At 29.4% G+C, this 15,516-nt stretch carries 12 protein-coding genes and 1 tRNA gene; 8 read left to right on the top strand and 5 right to left on the bottom strand.

The features are described 5' to 3' along the window. Positions 1 to 24: 24 nt before the first annotated feature. Positions 25 to 100, bottom strand: a tRNA-Pro gene (locus OCU55_RS18585). 133 nt (positions 101 to 233) lie between these two features. Here OCU55_RS18585 and OCU55_RS18580 point away from each other — a divergent pair. Next, entirely contained in the window at positions 234 to 533 is a 300-nt protein-coding gene (locus OCU55_RS18580; protein ID WP_261853789.1) for a hypothetical protein, read from the top strand. A gap of 126 nt (positions 534 to 659) precedes the next feature. Beyond that, complete coding sequence (locus tag OCU55_RS18575) at positions 660 to 1,814, top strand: metallophosphoesterase (protein WP_261853788.1); 1,155 nt, start codon at positions 660 to 662, stop codon at positions 1,812 to 1,814. A 66-nt stretch (positions 1,815 to 1,880) separates the two neighbouring features. Here OCU55_RS18575 and OCU55_RS18570 read toward each other — a convergent pair whose 3' ends face one another. Continuing rightward, positions 1,881 to 3,218, bottom strand: coding sequence for a lipid II:glycine glycyltransferase FemX (locus OCU55_RS18570; protein ID WP_261853787.1), 1,338 nt, complete (start codon positions 3,216 to 3,218; stop codon positions 1,881 to 1,883). Positions 3,219 to 3,759: 541 nt separating this feature from the next. On the opposite strand from OCU55_RS18570, the gene OCU55_RS18565 reads away from it, so the two are divergent. From OCU55_RS18565 to rsmI, 3 genes are all read left to right on the top strand, one after another. Next, complete coding sequence (locus tag OCU55_RS18565) at positions 3,760 to 4,989, top strand: C40 family peptidase (protein ID WP_261853786.1); 1,230 nt, start codon at positions 3,760 to 3,762, stop codon at positions 4,987 to 4,989. A gap of 475 nt (positions 4,990 to 5,464) precedes the next feature. Next, on the top strand, positions 5,465 to 6,229 hold the full coding sequence (locus OCU55_RS18560; protein WP_261853785.1) for a tRNA1(Val) (adenine(37)-N6)-methyltransferase: 765 nt from the start codon (positions 5,465 to 5,467) through the stop codon (positions 6,227 to 6,229). Next, a complete protein-coding gene (gene rsmI / locus OCU55_RS18555) occupies positions 6,229 to 7,074 on the top strand; it encodes a 16S rRNA (cytidine(1402)-2'-O)-methyltransferase (RefSeq protein WP_261853827.1) in 846 nt (281 codons plus the stop codon). The genes OCU55_RS18560 and rsmI overlap by 1 nt, the downstream gene beginning before the upstream one ends. Before the next feature lie 165 nt (positions 7,075 to 7,239). On the opposite strand, the gene OCU55_RS18550 is transcribed toward rsmI, so the two are convergent. After that, positions 7,240 to 7,488 carry an AbrB/MazE/SpoVT family DNA-binding domain-containing protein gene (locus tag OCU55_RS18550; protein ID WP_261853784.1) on the bottom strand — a complete coding sequence of 83 codons (249 nt, stop codon included), beginning with the start codon at positions 7,486 to 7,488 and terminating at the stop codon, positions 7,240 to 7,242. 969 nt (positions 7,489 to 8,457) lie between these two features. Here OCU55_RS18550 and OCU55_RS18545 point away from each other — a divergent pair. Continuing rightward, positions 8,458 to 9,051, top strand: coding sequence for a DUF1836 domain-containing protein (locus OCU55_RS18545; RefSeq protein WP_261853783.1), 594 nt, complete (start codon positions 8,458 to 8,460; stop codon positions 9,049 to 9,051). 92 nt (positions 9,052 to 9,143) lie between these two features. Here OCU55_RS18545 and OCU55_RS18540 read toward each other — a convergent pair whose 3' ends face one another. After that, positions 9,144 to 9,869 (bottom strand): M15 family metallopeptidase, encoded by a 726-nt coding sequence (locus OCU55_RS18540; RefSeq protein ID WP_261853782.1) that lies wholly within the window; start codon positions 9,867 to 9,869, stop codon positions 9,144 to 9,146. Between the two features lie 104 nt (positions 9,870 to 9,973). Between OCU55_RS18540 and OCU55_RS18535 the strand changes: the two genes are divergently transcribed. Further along, positions 9,974 to 12,337, top strand: a complete 2,364-nt coding sequence (locus OCU55_RS18535) for an ATP-dependent DNA helicase (protein ID WP_261853781.1) — start codon at positions 9,974 to 9,976, stop codon at positions 12,335 to 12,337. 120 nt (positions 12,338 to 12,457) lie between these two features. Here the strand turns inward: OCU55_RS18535 and OCU55_RS18530 are convergent, their stop codons facing one another. Beyond that, positions 12,458 to 13,336 (bottom strand): aldose 1-epimerase family protein, encoded by an 879-nt coding sequence (locus OCU55_RS18530; protein ID WP_261853780.1) that lies wholly within the window; start codon positions 13,334 to 13,336, stop codon positions 12,458 to 12,460. A 574-nt stretch (positions 13,337 to 13,910) separates the two neighbouring features. Between OCU55_RS18530 and OCU55_RS18525 the strand changes: the two genes are divergently transcribed. Next, positions 13,911 to 15,371: an oligosaccharide flippase family protein gene (locus tag OCU55_RS18525; RefSeq protein ID WP_261853779.1), complete on the top strand. Its 1,461-nt coding sequence runs from the start codon at positions 13,911 to 13,913 to the stop codon at positions 15,369 to 15,371. Positions 15,372 to 15,516 lie beyond the last annotated feature (145 nt).

The raw sequence follows: 15,516 nt of genomic DNA, 5'->3' as shown, positions 1-15,516 counted from the left end.
AATTGTATAAATACAATTCCTTTTTGGTCGGGGTGACAGGGATCGAACCTGCGACCTCATGGTCCCAAACCACGCGCGCTCCCATCTGCGCTACACCCCGTGGCACATTGTTAATTATAAAGCACTTTTATATTTATGTCAACATACAAAATGAAAAATATAGGATATAAATATAATATTTTATGTTGTATAATATATAATTATTGGAATTATATTAGATGGAGGGATTACTAATGAAACTGACAACTATAATAATAGAAATAGCAAGTATAGTATATATAATTTTTGGAGTACTTGTACTTTTTAGTAAAGGATTAAGGAAGAATGTTGAAAGAAGTAATGCAAAGGATATAAATGGGTACATTGCATTTAATGGTAAGTTTAATTTAATACTAGGTATAATTGGAGTTGTAATTGGAGGATTAGACTATTTCTTACCGTCTTTGACTAAGGTTTGGATCGGGTTATTTTTGGTGATAATGCTTTCTTCTTCAGTGATACAAGCAAAAATGAGTAAGAGATTTATAAAATAGTACGTAATAAGTTAGAGTTGCCTGACAAGGTAACTCTTATTTTAAATTTATTATTATGTAATACATCAATATATACGTTGAAATTAAATATAGGGATTTTAAACGTTATGATGGGAGGCAGTTCACTTGAACTATAAAATAGTATTATTCATTATAGCATTCTTTGGTATATATGCTTTAAGCAATTATTATATTGGCACTAGGATATATAAAGGGATTGCAGTAAAGATTCCTGTAAATAGTATTATATTTTGGGGCGTATTTTGGGTTGTAGCAGTAGCTTATATTGTGACTATGCTTTTAGGTAATTATGTGTCAGGAAAGATTTTTGATATTTTTAATTTAATAGGAGTATATTGGATAGGGATATTTTTTTATTTGATAATTATATTGCCTGTTGTTGATATAATTGCATTCATTAACAGACGATATTCATTTATACCAAATATGAGGAGAAGTAATAACTTGCTTTTTGTTACAACTCTGATGATAGTTTTATTTATAGCATTTGTGATGATATATGGGACATGGAACGGGAGTCATTCTTATGTAAAAAAATATGAATTAGAGATCAATAAAAATGTAGAAGGAATGGATAAATTAAATGTTGTTATGGTTTCTGATATACATCTAGGAAATCTTATAGATGGTAAGAGAGCAAGTACGATGGTAGAGGAAATTAATAGGTTAAATCCTGACATTGTATTATTTGCAGGAGATATAGTTGATACAGAAGTAAAACCTTTTATAAATGGCAATATGGCAGCTGAATTTAAGAATATTAATTCAAAGTATGGAACTTATGCTGCGCTTGGTAATCACGATATTATGAGAGGCGAGGAAGAAACTATAACTAAAGAATTAGGTGAATATGGAGTTCAAGTGCTAAGAGATGAAGTTAAGGAAATTAATAATCAGTTTTATGTAGTTGGAAGAGATGATATTTCTATAAATAGATCTGAAAAAAAGAGAAAGAGCATAGACGACATATTACAAAATGTAGATAAGACAAAACCTGTTTTATTAATTGATCATACACCTTCAGCTCTAGAAGAGTCTGAGGAAAATGATGTAGATATACAGGTATCAGGTCATACTCATAAGGGACAATTTTTCCCTAATAACTTAATAACCAGTAGAATATTTGAGGTTGATTACGGGTATCTAAAGAAAAAGGACTTAAATGTAATAGTCTCATCAGGTTATGGTACATGGGGGCCTCCGATTAGACTAGGAAGCAGAAGTGAAATTGTTAATATAACAGTGAAATTTAATAAATAAAGAAACCAGCCTTTTTAGAATATTAAAATTACTAAAAAGGCTGGCTTTTTTGCTCTATTTAAGTTGTTACTGATTCTTATTCATTATTTTATTTCTTATTTCTTTAAATTTAGGGAATGCTTTCTTATATAGATTGTAAATGAAGCTGTTTATAACAAGATCAAATTCACCTATAAACTCTACAAAGTCTCCATTAAAACCTTTTTTAAACTTGTATAAACCATACAATGGGTTTTCTGGATTAAGATCTCCAGAAACTCCTCTAAAATCGTATAGATAACAATCTAAATCAATACTATCTGTTATCATAGCCCACTGCATAGCAAAGTTTGGCATAGTATCTCTTAAAATGTTTTCTGAAGCACCGTAAAGGTACCAAGCCTTACCTCCATAGTAAAGGTATATAGATCCTGAAAGATATATTTCTTGACCTTTGAATGGCTCGATCTCTTTAAGTCGAGTTTTAAATCCATCTATTTGTCTTTCAGATTCTTTTAGCTTTGCATCTTGGTCATCTATTTTCTTTTGAATTCTAGCAGATTTATCTTCATCTTTTTCTTCTGATAATTTTAATCTCAACTCATCAATCTTAACTAGTGCTTTTTCACGTACTTGCTCTTGTTTCTGTAGTTTTGCATTGACAGTAGAAAAGTCCTTTTCATAGCTATATTTAATCATATATAATCTGCAATAAGGTGAGAGATTGTCAATCATATCTTTAAAATAGTCTTTTTTACGTACTATAAAGTTGTCCCTTTTTCCGGTTGTAACCATTATCTCATGAAATCTTGATAATACTTCATCAGAGATATTATTCTTATCATAAACTTCTACGGTTAAACCTCTATCTTCAGATACCTTTATATTGTATCTAGTTTTATTTGAAAAAGTTTTAAAGACATCCTTTTTTTCCTGCTCCTTATCCTCTAATTGAGGCAGGTTTAGTCTAAAAACAAAGTTTGGTTGAATTGCTTCAAAGTTTTTTGAATCTGTGTTATTAAAACCTAAACTCTTCAGAAAGTCCTTTATTTCTTCGCCTTCGATTAAAAGTTTTTCATTTTCGGATAAATGTATATCAGGATCTATAGTTATGAAAGATATCTTGTTATCTTTTGCATAACTTCTTATGAAATCAGTGAATTCTATTAAAAGATTTTTATTCTTATAATCACAAGTAAAGCTTCTAGGCATGTATCCCATATAAGCATTTACATATGGTGCTTTTCTTAGAAGCATAGTAGCACACAGAACTAAGTTATCATCTTCATCAAAACCTCCAATGAATTTTGGAGTCCACTCTTTTTTTATACTAGCCCAATACGATGTTTGAAATATATGCCCTTTTTTATTAATGGAATTAAACTCATTTATATGTGAAGGGTTTACTTCCTTAAATCTATACAAAATAAATTCCTCCTTAATGCATTTGCACTAATGTTATTTGATTTTACGCATAACACTATTTTAATACTATTGGACTAACTATTTCAAGAATTTAATATTCATTAGGTATATAAAGTACATAAGCCGCTTTTATTATGAAGTAAATATCATTAATTTATATAAAGTGGGTTATAATGAAAAAAATTCTCTAATGTTTTTAAAGTTCCAATTATGTTGCTAAGTTATACATAAATATTGATTGGTATTCTACCCAATAAAAGGCATGCATAAAAAATACCCTTATAAACAACTATATTATAAGTGTTAACTAAAAATTATAATTTTAGTCTGGATATACAATTTGTCCAGTTATATAGCAGTTTTAGGAGGTAAAAGGATTAACAAATTGTTAACAAAACATAAAAGGTAACAAATTGGTAAATATTTATATTGTTATCGAAAAGTGTTTAATGTTATAATTTTAGTATAAAACAATGATAGGGGGGGAGCAGTTTGCGTATGTTATAGTATTTTATATAATATGTGTAAACTGAGAATACGCATGAATAAGAGAGCTATATCAACGTTAATCGTATTCAGTTTGGTATTTGGGATTGGTGTACAGGCACATGCGGAGCCACTTACTGATAATCAAAAGCAACAAATACAAGATAGTAGAGACAAATACTCTGATGTAAAAAATAAGATAAGTGATTTGACTGATAAGATAGATGCATTAGATGACCAAATACAACCACTAGTAATACAAATTGATAAGAATAAGAATGAAATTAAAAGCGTAGAAAAGCAAATTAAAAGTACTCAGGATGAGATTGATAAGGCTAGAGCAGACCTTGATGCCAAAGAAGAAGTTTTTGGAGAAAGAATGAGAGCTATTTACAAAACTGGAGGACAGGAAAGTTATTTAGCAGTAATTTTAAGTTCAAGAGATTTTAGTGATTTCGTCAGCAAGATGGAAGCTGTTGGAAAGCTTATGAGTTTAGATAAGCAAATCATAACTGAGTTAAAAGATCAAAAGCAAAAGCTTGATGATAAGGTAAGTGAGTTAAAAACAAAAAATGATCAATTAGCTAAACTAAATGAAAGTACTCAAAATCAGTTAGATGAATTAAATGCTAAGAAGAGTGATCAGCTTAAAATGGTTGCGGATTTGCAAGAACAACAAAAGAAAGTTGCTCAAGACTTAAAACAATCTGAGAGCATGCTTATACAATATCCAGTATCTATAATACAAAATGCTTCAAGTTCAACTTCTGACTTGAATTCTGCTATAGATATGTTAAGACAAGTGAGAAAAACTGTAGTAAGTTCTGATTTAGATAGTGAAATAGTAAAATATATCGAACAGGCTAAAGATACAGTAAAAAGTAAAACTACAGTTACAACTCCAGTATACAGTAGAGGAGGAGGAGCTGTACCGGCTGCATCTTCTTCAGTTTTATCAGAAGCTTATAAATACTTAGGTACTCCTTATGCATGGGGGGCTACTGGACCAAGTTCTTTTGATTGTTCAGGGTTCACTAGTTATGTATTTAGAAAGTTTGGAGTTAGCCTTCCAAGAACGACATATGATCAAATAAATGTTGGTTCTGCAGTGTCTTACGCAGATTTACAACCAGGTGATTTGGTGTTTACAAGAGGAACTGCATCAAGACCAGAACATGTTGGTATATATGTAGGTGGTGGTCAAATGATTCATGCACCTAGAACTGGTGAAGATGTAAAAGTAGGACCTATCTACGGTTATGTTGCATCAAGAAGAGTTCAATAATTATTATTTAAAAATGAGAGCTTAGTTAGTAAATAGTTTATCCAATGAGGTCAATATGACTTCATTGGATTTTTTACTGTATATGAAATTATAAATTCTAAATGACAGTTAAGCGTAATAATCTGAAGAGTTTAACATAATGTTTTAGGTAATACAGTAAAAAATAAAACTTATCCGCTTGCCAATATATAGATATGCAAGATATATTTACTATGTGAATGGATATTATAAATATTGAAATTAATTCTATAATAAATTTGCGAAGATTAAGTTTCTGTAAGTTATTCTTTTTGAGTACTGTAATCTAATGATTAAAGTTAAGGTAACATATGAAATCCTTATGATAAAATGATCTGTTTAAATATTTGATATTGTTAGGTATAATATATAAATGTGTTATATGGCAATGATATAGATTAGGTAGATCTGTAGAGTGGTGCATCCATATATCAAATTAAAAAGAGAGAGGAACATAATGTTAAATATAAATGAAGATGAAATAAAGAAGATTGTAAATGAAGATGAGAGTATAGATGATTTACAATTAGGTGGAATACACTTAATTCAAAAAAAAGACGGATTTAGGTTTGGCGTAGATGCGGTTCTATTAGCTAACTTTGCGAATGTAAAAAATAACAGCAGAGTTATAGATATGTGTACAGGTACAGGAATAGTACCATTTGTATTGGCTGGAAAGACTAAGGCTTTAAGCATAACTGGACTTGAAGTTCAAGAAGAAATGGTAGAGATGGCTAATCGAAGCATTAAGATAAATAGACTTGGAGATAGGATGGATTTTATATGTGGAGACTTAACGGACTTACAACTTTTAAAAAGTATAAAGAAAGCCGATGTTGTTACTGTAAATCCGCCTTATAAATTAGCTAGTTCAGGGATAATTAATCCAAGTGATAAGACGGCTATTGCAAGACATGAAATATTATGTACTTTAGAAGATGTGATAATTGCAGCAAGAGTGCTCCTTAAGGATAATGGTAGATTCTATATGGTACACAGACCAGAACGCCTTGCTGATATATTTGGTTTAATGAGAAAGCATAGAATTGAGCCTAAAAGAGTTAGGATGGTTCATCCTAATACAACAAGAGAGCCTAATATAGTTTTAGTAGAGGGTCAGAGAGATGGTGGAAAGTTTATGAGATGGGAAGCCCCTCTTTATGTATATAATGACAATGGACAGTACAGTGACGAAATAGAAAAAATCTATGGGAGAAGGTAATAAGTATGACAAAGCTTTATTTAGTTCCTACACCAATAGGGAATTTAAAAGATATAACATTAAGAGCTCTAGAAGTTCTTAAGACAGTGGATATAATAGCAGCAGAAGATACTAGGCAAACTTTAAAACTTCTTAATCATTATGAGATCAAAAAAACCCTAATTAGTTACCATAAACATAATGAGTATGGCAAGAGTGAAGATATAATAGGTATAATTAATTCAGGAAGATCTGTTGCTATTGTATCAGATGCTGGTACACCTGGGATATCAGATCCAGGTGAAATACTAGTGAAAAGGTGTATTGAAGAGAATATACAATTTGAAGTGTTGCCTGGGGCTACTGCAACTACTACTGCATTGGTTTATTCGGGTTTTGATACCACTAAGTTCATGTTTAGAGGATTTTTACCTAGAGAAAACAAGGATAGGATGGAAGTAGTTGATACGCTTAAGGATAGAAGTGAAACTATAATATTCTATGAAGCTCCTCATAGATTACTAAGTACATTAGACTTTTTGAAAGAAGTGTTTGGAGATAGAAGAATAGCTATATGCAGAGAGCTCACTAAACTTCATGAGGAAATTGTGAGAGTTACTATTAGCGAAGCCATCTCATACTTTTCAAATAAGCAGCCTAAGGGCGAATTTGTATTGGTTTTAGAAGGTAAATCTAAAGAAGCTATTGAAAATGAAAAAAAAGCAACATGGGAAGATTTAAGTATTGAAGAACATATCTTAAGAAATATAAATAATGGTATGGAAAAGAAAGAAGCGATAAAAATGGTGGCAAAGGAACGAAAACTTCCTAAATCAGAAGTTTATAAATATTCTACCAATATGTAGTGGGTAAAGTTTTGAAATTTTTTGTATATGTAAAAGTTAATAAAATAAATAAAATAGCTAGATATACTGGGTTTTAATTATAAGTTTTCATATAATGCAAAAAAAATAAGCGCTTCAAGGGGAGTCGAAGCGCTTATTTAAAGTGAAAATTAAAACTATATATAATTATTTGTTATCGTTTTTAAGTTCTACTAAGCAGTTCTTACAGATATTCTTTCCTCTGTAGTTTACAACATCTCTTGCATCTCCACAGAATATACAAGCTGGTTCATATTTCTTTAAAATTATTTGTTCACCATCTACATATATTTCTAGAGCATCTTTTTCTGCTATGTCTAAAGTTCTTCTTAATTCTATAGGAATAACTATTCTTCCTAACTCATCTACTCTTCTAACTACACCTGTTGATTTCATTTTTGTTTCCTCCTCATATCCTACATCTTTCGACAAATTATATTATAATACTAGCAAAAATGTAATATAAAGTCAATATTAATTGATAACATTTTTAAGTTTTTTACAAAAGTTTTATTCAGTAAACTTATATCCATAATATACTACCATTTTTTTCAAAAGTCAATACCGCTAATTAGCTTTAAAAATACATAATTCCGCAATAAATTTGCTATATCTTCAATAATAAATAATTAAATTAATATTTTTAAAGAAATTAATAGCAAATTATTGAAAAAAATGAGTATTTGTTAAAAAATAAAATTGGTAAATAAAAAAAGTAATTTGTTGGAATAGTAGATTAGTATTGTCGAAATTAATCTATTTGTGATAGATAGTTTTATTTCTATATTAATAGTATATGTAAAAAAAATAAAAATTGCTTATATTTATATGGGAAATAACCCAATAATATTATAAAATTAACAAATTACTATTAGGGCAAATAATTAATAAATGCAAAAAGTAATTAGTCTGTAAAAATAATGTAATATTTTAAATGTATTAAAATAAAATAATTTGTTGAATAGCAGATTATTTTAGCAGTATTTCCACATGTAATAAACAGGTTATCCACATGAGAATTGTGGATAATGTGCAGAAAAGATTACATTTTGAATACAAACACAATATGTTGTGTTAAGTTATCAACATATACTGTTCATAACCTGTGAATAACTGTGGATTAGTGTGGAAAAATACGATAATTAAATATTTTACTAACAATAAATCTCAAATAGCAAATAAAAGTTTCGATCGATCTGTTAATCTTTATTTGGATAAGATTAAATATGAAGTGATACATCCATACATAATAAATAATTATAAATAGGGAAAATAAATAGGTAGAATAAACTTGTAATAGGTTTATATGTACTATATAATATTATTAAAAGATAAAGTAAATTGATTATATTTAGAGGTGTTATTATGGACGACAAGAGTTTCGATTTAAGCTATGTAATAGAATTAGCAGAAGAAATGTCAAAGAACAGTATGGTTTCTTATGATGAGTTACCGAAATATGATTTATTTTTATCGCAAGTTATTGATTATTTAAATGATAAGTTTATAGATGATAAATATACAAACAATATTGTTCAAAACTATATAAAAAGTGAAGTAATAACTAAACCAGAGGATGGAAAAAAGAGAGGCTATACAAAGTTACACCTTGCACAATTGATGCTTCTAAGTTACATGAGGCCATTACTAACAACAGAGGAAATAAAGAAAGTATTTAGACTAGCATTTAATGAGATAAATGACAGAACTGATGATATAATATCATGGGAAGATGCGTATAAAGTATTTTCTGAAGTTCAAACAGATACTTTTAATGACTTTTTGAAAGCACCTTTGTTAAATGAGCAGAAGATAGAAGATTTCGTGAAAAACTTGAAGCTAGCTTCATCAGATGAAGAAAGAATAAGAATATTTTTAATGGTGATGTCCCTTATAGCACAAGCAAGTGTAATTAAAAAGTTAGTTCAAAAATTAGTGAATGAATATCACGCTGAATAAATTTTTCCTATTGGTTGAAAAATATGCATGCACAAAATTTTAGAATTTGTGCATGCATATTTTTTACTATCTAGACCAGTATATAATTTTTATTATTGTATATCACTTAAAGATAAATTTACAACTGGATAATTGTCGGCATTCTTATCATCGTAGTGCCACCATTCAGTTTGTATAGGATCAAAACCGTGTTTTTCCATAATGGAAGTAAGTAAATTCATATTATTTCTAGCGTTTATGCTCATAGAAGTACTATTTCTATATGCAGTGGTACTAAATTCATCAAAACCAGTAGGCATCTCTATTTCTTTTCCGTTCTCATCGACTAAGGTTATATCAACTGCAGCTCCCCTATTGTGCCTGGACCAATTTGCGTAAGGGCTTGCAATAAAGCGAGTATCATGAACTATGCTCCAAAAATATTGCTGTACTTCTGGCGGGCGGTATGCATCCCATATTTTTATTCTGTACCCAAGAGTCTTAAACTCATTATTTGCTGCAATGAGCTTGTCAAGAGTACCTTTCTGAAGAAGGCATATATCTTTTGGATAAACCTTTTTCTTAGTGAAGTTATTATCTGTAGCATATCTAAGATCAATTACAATAGAAGTATCATAATCAATCACGTGGACTAATCCATTATATGATGCTTTGGAGTTAAGTGAAGTGTGTTGTTTTAGTGAAAAAGACCTAACTTTAATTATTGTAGCACTTGCATTTTGATTATCATATATGAAAGATAGATATATCCCAACAAAAACACCGCATATAACTACAAATAAAACAGGGACATATCTTTTTAAAAGACTTAAATTCATGTTGCAAAATCTCCCTTTGACATACACATTTGTTATTCTATAATTAACTTATCGTGTTTTAATTATACCACTAAAGTTGCATCGTTGAGAAAAAGGATGAATATATGGAAAAAAAGGATATTAAAATATCAGTTAGGAACATAGTAGAATTTATACTTAGAACGGGAAGTATAGATAATAGATTCATGAGCAGGTCGAGGGCTCAAGAAGGTATTAAAGCTCATCAGAAGCTTCAAAAGCAAAATGAAAAGGAACTTTCAGATTATCAAAAAGAAGTATATATGAAACATAAGTTTCAATTTGATAAATTCGATATCATTATTGAAGGAAGAGCTGATGGGATAATTAAGGATGGTAGCATCAGTATCATTGAGGAAATAAAGAGTACTAATAGCAACTTAATTATTATAGACGAAGATTATAATCCACTTCATTGGGCTCAAGCTAAATTTTATGCTTACTTTTATTTGGCTGATAATAAGCTTGATAAGATTGATATTCAACTTAGCTATTATCAACTGAGTACAAATGAAGTTAAATCCATAAGAAAAAGTTTTAGTGAATTCGACCTTAAAAGTTTTGTTATGAGTGTGGTAGAGAGATATTGTTTATGGGCAGAGAGGGAGATTGAATGGAAGGAGAAAAGAAATAATTCCATTTATGAAGTTAATTTTCCTTTTAATGCCTATAGAAAAGGTCAAAGAGAACTTGCAGTTGCTGCGTATAACACAATAAAGCAAGAAGATACCTTATTTGTTCAGGCTCCTACAGGTATAGGGAAAACAATATCAACTATATTTCCTGCAGTAAAAGCATTAGCTGAAGGACATGGAGATAGAATTTTTTATCTTACTGCTAAAACTATAACTCGAACAGTTGCAGAAGAAGGGTTTCAAAGATTAAGAGAAAAGGGTTTAAGTTGCAAATCAATTACAATTACTGCAAAAGATAAAATATGTTTTAACAAAGGAGCGGCATGTAATCCAGAAGAATGCAAGTATGCTGAGAACTACTATGATAAAGTAAATGAGGCTACTTTAGATATAATAACAAATGAGGATTCATTAACAAGGAGTATAATTGAGAAATATGCTATGAAACACCAGGTATGCCCTTTTGAATTTTCTTTAGATCTAACATTTTCATGTGATGCTATAATTTGTGATTATAATTATGCATTTGATCCTAAGGTATACTTAAGAAGATTTTTTGAGGATGTAAGTGAAAAATATATTTTCTTAGTTGATGAGGCACATAACTTGGTAGAACGTTCAAGAGAAATGTTTTCAGCTGAAATAGATAAAGGTAAGATAATGGATTGTAAGAAAATAGCTAAGGGTAAATTACCTGGAATGCATAAAAGTCTTAATGCATTGAATACTTTCATGATTGAGCTGAGAAGAAGGACAGAAGAAATACAAGAAGATCATCTGGTGCTTGATGAAAATCCTAAAGAAATATATCCATTGATAAGAAGTTTTCTGAAGGAATGTGATGAGTATTTAATCAAGAGCAGAGGTACTGAAGGCTACGAGAATATATTAGAACTGTATTTTCAATTGAATTCTTTTATAAGTATAGGAGAGGGTTATGATGATGGCTATATAAGCTATGTAGATTGCTCAAATAAAAAGGTTATATTAAAATTATTTTGCATTTATCCTAGAAATAAGATGATAAGTTCAATGGAGAGAGCAAGTAGTAGAATAATATTTTCTGCCACATTGACGCCGTTAAATTATTTTATTGATATATTGGGAGGCAATGAGCATAGTTATAAACTTAGGTTAGCCTCACCTTTTAATAGAGAGAACATGAGTTTAAATATAGTGAAACTGTCTACAAGATATAAGCATAGAGAGAAGAATATAACAGGTATAGTTGATTATATATATAATTTTACAAGTTCAAAATTAGGTAATTATATGGTGTTTTTGCCATCATACTCATTTATGATTAATGTATATGAAGAATTTACAAAAACATATCCAAGATTATCCATTTTACTACAGAGTGGAGAAATGAATGAAGAGGAAAGAGAAGAGTTTCTTAATAGATTTAGTAACAATCCGCAAAATACCCTGATAGCTTTTTGTGTAATTGGTGGGATATTTTCTGAAGGAATAGATTTAACAAACGACAGGCTTATAGGTGCTGTAATTGTTGGTGTTGGACTTCCTCAACTATGCACTGAAAGAGAATTGATAAGAAACTTTTTCGATGATAATGCTACAGGATATGACTATTCTTATACCTACCCTGGTATGAATAAGGTACTTCAGGCTGCTGGAAGAGTTATTAGAACAGAAGAAGATATAGGGGCAGTCTTACTTATTGATGACAGGTTTGCTACTAATAAATATATGAGTTTGATGCCAAGGGAATGGGTAAGTAAATATAATATTATAAAGGACTCAAATTCATTGAAAGCTGAGCTACAAGAATTTTGGAATACAGAAGCTAAATGATAAAGTGGTACACCATTTCATATTGGTGTACCACTTTAATATTAACTATATATATAGGCATCGATTGGTAGTAGAACTTATATTTTTTATTCTCTCATTAAAAACATGTTGCTTATATTATTAGACATTAAACTTTATTGAATAATTACAAGAGAAGGTTTCGCTTTCTGCAAGCTTTAAAATTCCTTCCTTTTGTGAAAAGTCTCCAGTAAAGTCTTCGAAATCAGAATGTCCAAGCCACGGCTCAATGCAAACAAAAGGTGCACCTGATGGCTTTGACCAAAGTCCTAGATAAGGAAATTCTGAAAAGTTAAAATCAAGTGATTTAGAATGATTTTTAGACTTTAAGGAAATTACTTCTGAATTTAAGTTTTTTAGAACTAATGCATCATTTTTAAACAATTCTTTGGATAAAGGAATTATTTTTTCGTTTTCTAAAAATGGAATCTGTTCTCTCTTAAAAAAGCCGTTACTATTTAGTGGCATTAAAGAACTTGTTTCATTTTCACTAAACTCGAAATAATAGTCATCCATTGTTTCGCTTTCTAATAAAGGGCACATAAAAGCAGGATGTGCACCTATTGAGAAAAACATATCTTTAGAGTCAATATTGTTTACCACATAATTAATGTTTAAAGTGTTTTCAAATAAAGAATATATGATTTTAAGTGAAAATTTGAAAGGAAATACTTTTAAGGTTTCTTCAGAATATTGTAATTCATATGTAAAAGAATTCTCAGTTTTTTCTACTAGCGCAAAATCCTTTACTCTGGCAAGGCCATGTTGAGGAAGCGTATATTTAAGCCCATCTACTGAGTACTCGTTATTATTTACTTTTCCTACAATAGGAAATAGAATTGGAGCATGGTATTTCCAAAAAGCCTCATCACCATTCCAAAGGAATTCTGTACCATCTATTTTTGATAATATGCTGTGAAGCTCACCACCATGAGTTGAGCTGCTTATTTTTAAAAATTGATTTTCTATAGTATTTATCATACAATTCATCCTCTCTAAATCTAATAAAGTTATATTTTTAGTTATATGCCCATAACCCGTAGTAGCTTTGAAAACATTAGGTTTTGGATTTTTAAATCATGTATAAATTAATATTTACATAACAAGTAAATTATACTACTTACTATTACATAAATAAAATAGAAAAGTTTTAAATTACAAGGACATGACCACAGTACAGAGATTTAATTACAGATTATGCTTGATATATTATTGAAATAAAGTGGTTATGCAGGAGATGCTATATGAGCGAGCTATTAGAATTAAATGATTTTTTCAGATGGAATGGCGTTAAAAACTGTACTGTTCGAACGTAGTGAGTTTACAGTTTTAGCCATGGAATATGACAAAATCATATTAATTCTTTGCGTAAGCTCATTAAAGCATTGTATGCATGACCACTTTATTTCAACATGATACTCCAATAAAGTTCAGCTATAAGTATTAATTTATTCATAAATGTAACACTTTATTAATGGACAATAGCACTACTATAAAATATAATTACTTGTTGTATAGAATAAATTTTTATTTTTAATTACGGAAGGTTAAGCTAATGGAAAAGAATAAATCTATAACAAGAAATGTAATCTTTAAAGTGTTATTAAGTACTTTTAATATAATTGTGCCATTAATAATTGGACCTTATGCTTACAGAGTAATAGGTGATGATCATATGGGAATGATCAATCACGCAGATGCTATATATAATTATTTTTATATCTTTGCGACCTTTGGAATTTATCAGTATGGTTTGAGAGAAATGAGCAGAATAAGGAATGATAAAGAAAAGCTTAGGACGGTATTTACGAGTTTGTTTGTTATAGGAGTTATAGCAAATATAATAGTTTTAAGCATATTCATTATATTTACCAATATGGAGTACGGAGGAACTATAAAGTATCCTGTATTAATGTTGTATTCTATCAATATATTTGCAAATGTATTTTATATTGAATGGGCGAATGAAGCTTTAGAAAATTATGATTTTATAGCTATAAAAACAATAATTGTTAGGATTTTATATCTTGTTTGCCTTTTTGCTTTTGTTAGGACAGAAAAAGACTATATTATATATACGTTAATAATAAATGCATATACTCTTTTAAATTACTTTGTAAGTTTTATTTATATAAAGAAAAGGATAGGATTTGACTTTAAAGGCATAAAATTAAATATTCATATAAAATATCTATTAATGTCTCTAGTGATGGGAAATGCTAATATGCTCTATATACAGCTTGATAGAGTCATGCTAGGAAGTTATGTTAATGATAGGTCTGTAGCATACTATACCTTATCTTCATATATAACATCTATGGTAAATACTTTAATATTATCAGTTGTGTATGTAACAATACCGAGATTGGCAAACATTATTGCAAAAGATGATCAAGACGGATATCACAATCTTTTAAATAAGGTATGTGAAAATCTATTTGCTTTCATATTTCCAGCTGCATTAGGTATATTTGTTGTAGCAAGAGAAATAGTGCTTATTTATGGTGGTGCAAAGTATGTTGACACTATCCCTGTATTACAAGGTTTTGCTTTGTTTATGATAACTTCGGCATTTGAATCTGTATTTACTAATCAAATATTATATGTAAAAAGAAGAGAAAGAAGACTTGTATTATTCATATTAGCGGCAGGTATAATGAATTTGATATTTAATATAACTCTAATTAAACTCGGTATATTTTCAGCAGTTACGGCTATTTATACAACGGCATTAGCTAATTTCCTACTAATTAGTATGGAGCTAATATATTCAATATTTATTCTCAAGGTAAAGCTACATTTATTTAGGCTAGAGAAGCTTAAGTATCTCATATATTCTTTGATGTTTATTCCTATAACTTTAGGGATAAGAATGATAACAAATAGAGTTGTTCCAGTGTTCTTCATAGCAGTAGCAGTTAATGTACTATATTATTTAGTACTTTTATATATAACAAAAGATAAAGTACTAAGAGCATTTATAAGTAAATTTTTTAAGAAAGCGCATAGTATTTAGTGGAAAGTAGTGACTTTTTTATTATATGGATGTACCACTTTGTAATAAAATATATTATTTTTAAAATCTCTCGCCAGAACCCGTGAGTGTTTTAAAAATAGATTGCTGTTCGAAGTGGTCCATCTATATAGTTGATAGCACGTTA

The sequence above is a fragment of the Clostridium folliculivorans genome (genome assembly GCF_024341905.1).
GTDB classification, from domain to species: domain Bacteria; phylum Bacillota; class Clostridia; order Clostridiales; family Clostridiaceae; genus Clostridium_AR; species Clostridium_AR folliculivorans.
This window is presented reverse-complemented; position numbering and strand designations above follow the sequence as displayed.

Coding starts and splice junctions, on each gene's coding strand:
- OCU55_RS18540 (WP_261853782.1), bottom strand. CDS start 9,869: ATGAATTTAAGTCTTTTAAAAAGATATGTCCCTGTTTTATTTGTAGTT.
- OCU55_RS18565 (WP_261853786.1), top strand. CDS start 3,760: ATGAATAAGAGAGCTATATCAACGTTAATCGTATTCAGTTTGGTATTT.
- OCU55_RS18580 (WP_261853789.1), top strand. CDS start 234: ATGAAACTGACAACTATAATAATAGAAATAGCAAGTATAGTATATATA.
- OCU55_RS18545 (WP_261853783.1), top strand. CDS start 8,458: ATGGACGACAAGAGTTTCGATTTAAGCTATGTAATAGAATTAGCAGAA.
- OCU55_RS18525 (WP_261853779.1), top strand. CDS start 13,911: ATGGAAAAGAATAAATCTATAACAAGAAATGTAATCTTTAAAGTGTTA.
- OCU55_RS18530 (WP_261853780.1), bottom strand. CDS start 13,336: ATGATAAATACTATAGAAAATCAATTTTTAAAAATAAGCAGCTCAACT.
- OCU55_RS18560 (WP_261853785.1), top strand. CDS start 5,465: ATGTTAAATATAAATGAAGATGAAATAAAGAAGATTGTAAATGAAGAT.
- OCU55_RS18550 (WP_261853784.1), bottom strand. CDS start 7,488: ATGAAATCAACAGGTGTAGTTAGAAGAGTAGATGAGTTAGGAAGAATA.
- OCU55_RS18535 (WP_261853781.1), top strand. CDS start 9,974: ATGGAAAAAAAGGATATTAAAATATCAGTTAGGAACATAGTAGAATTT.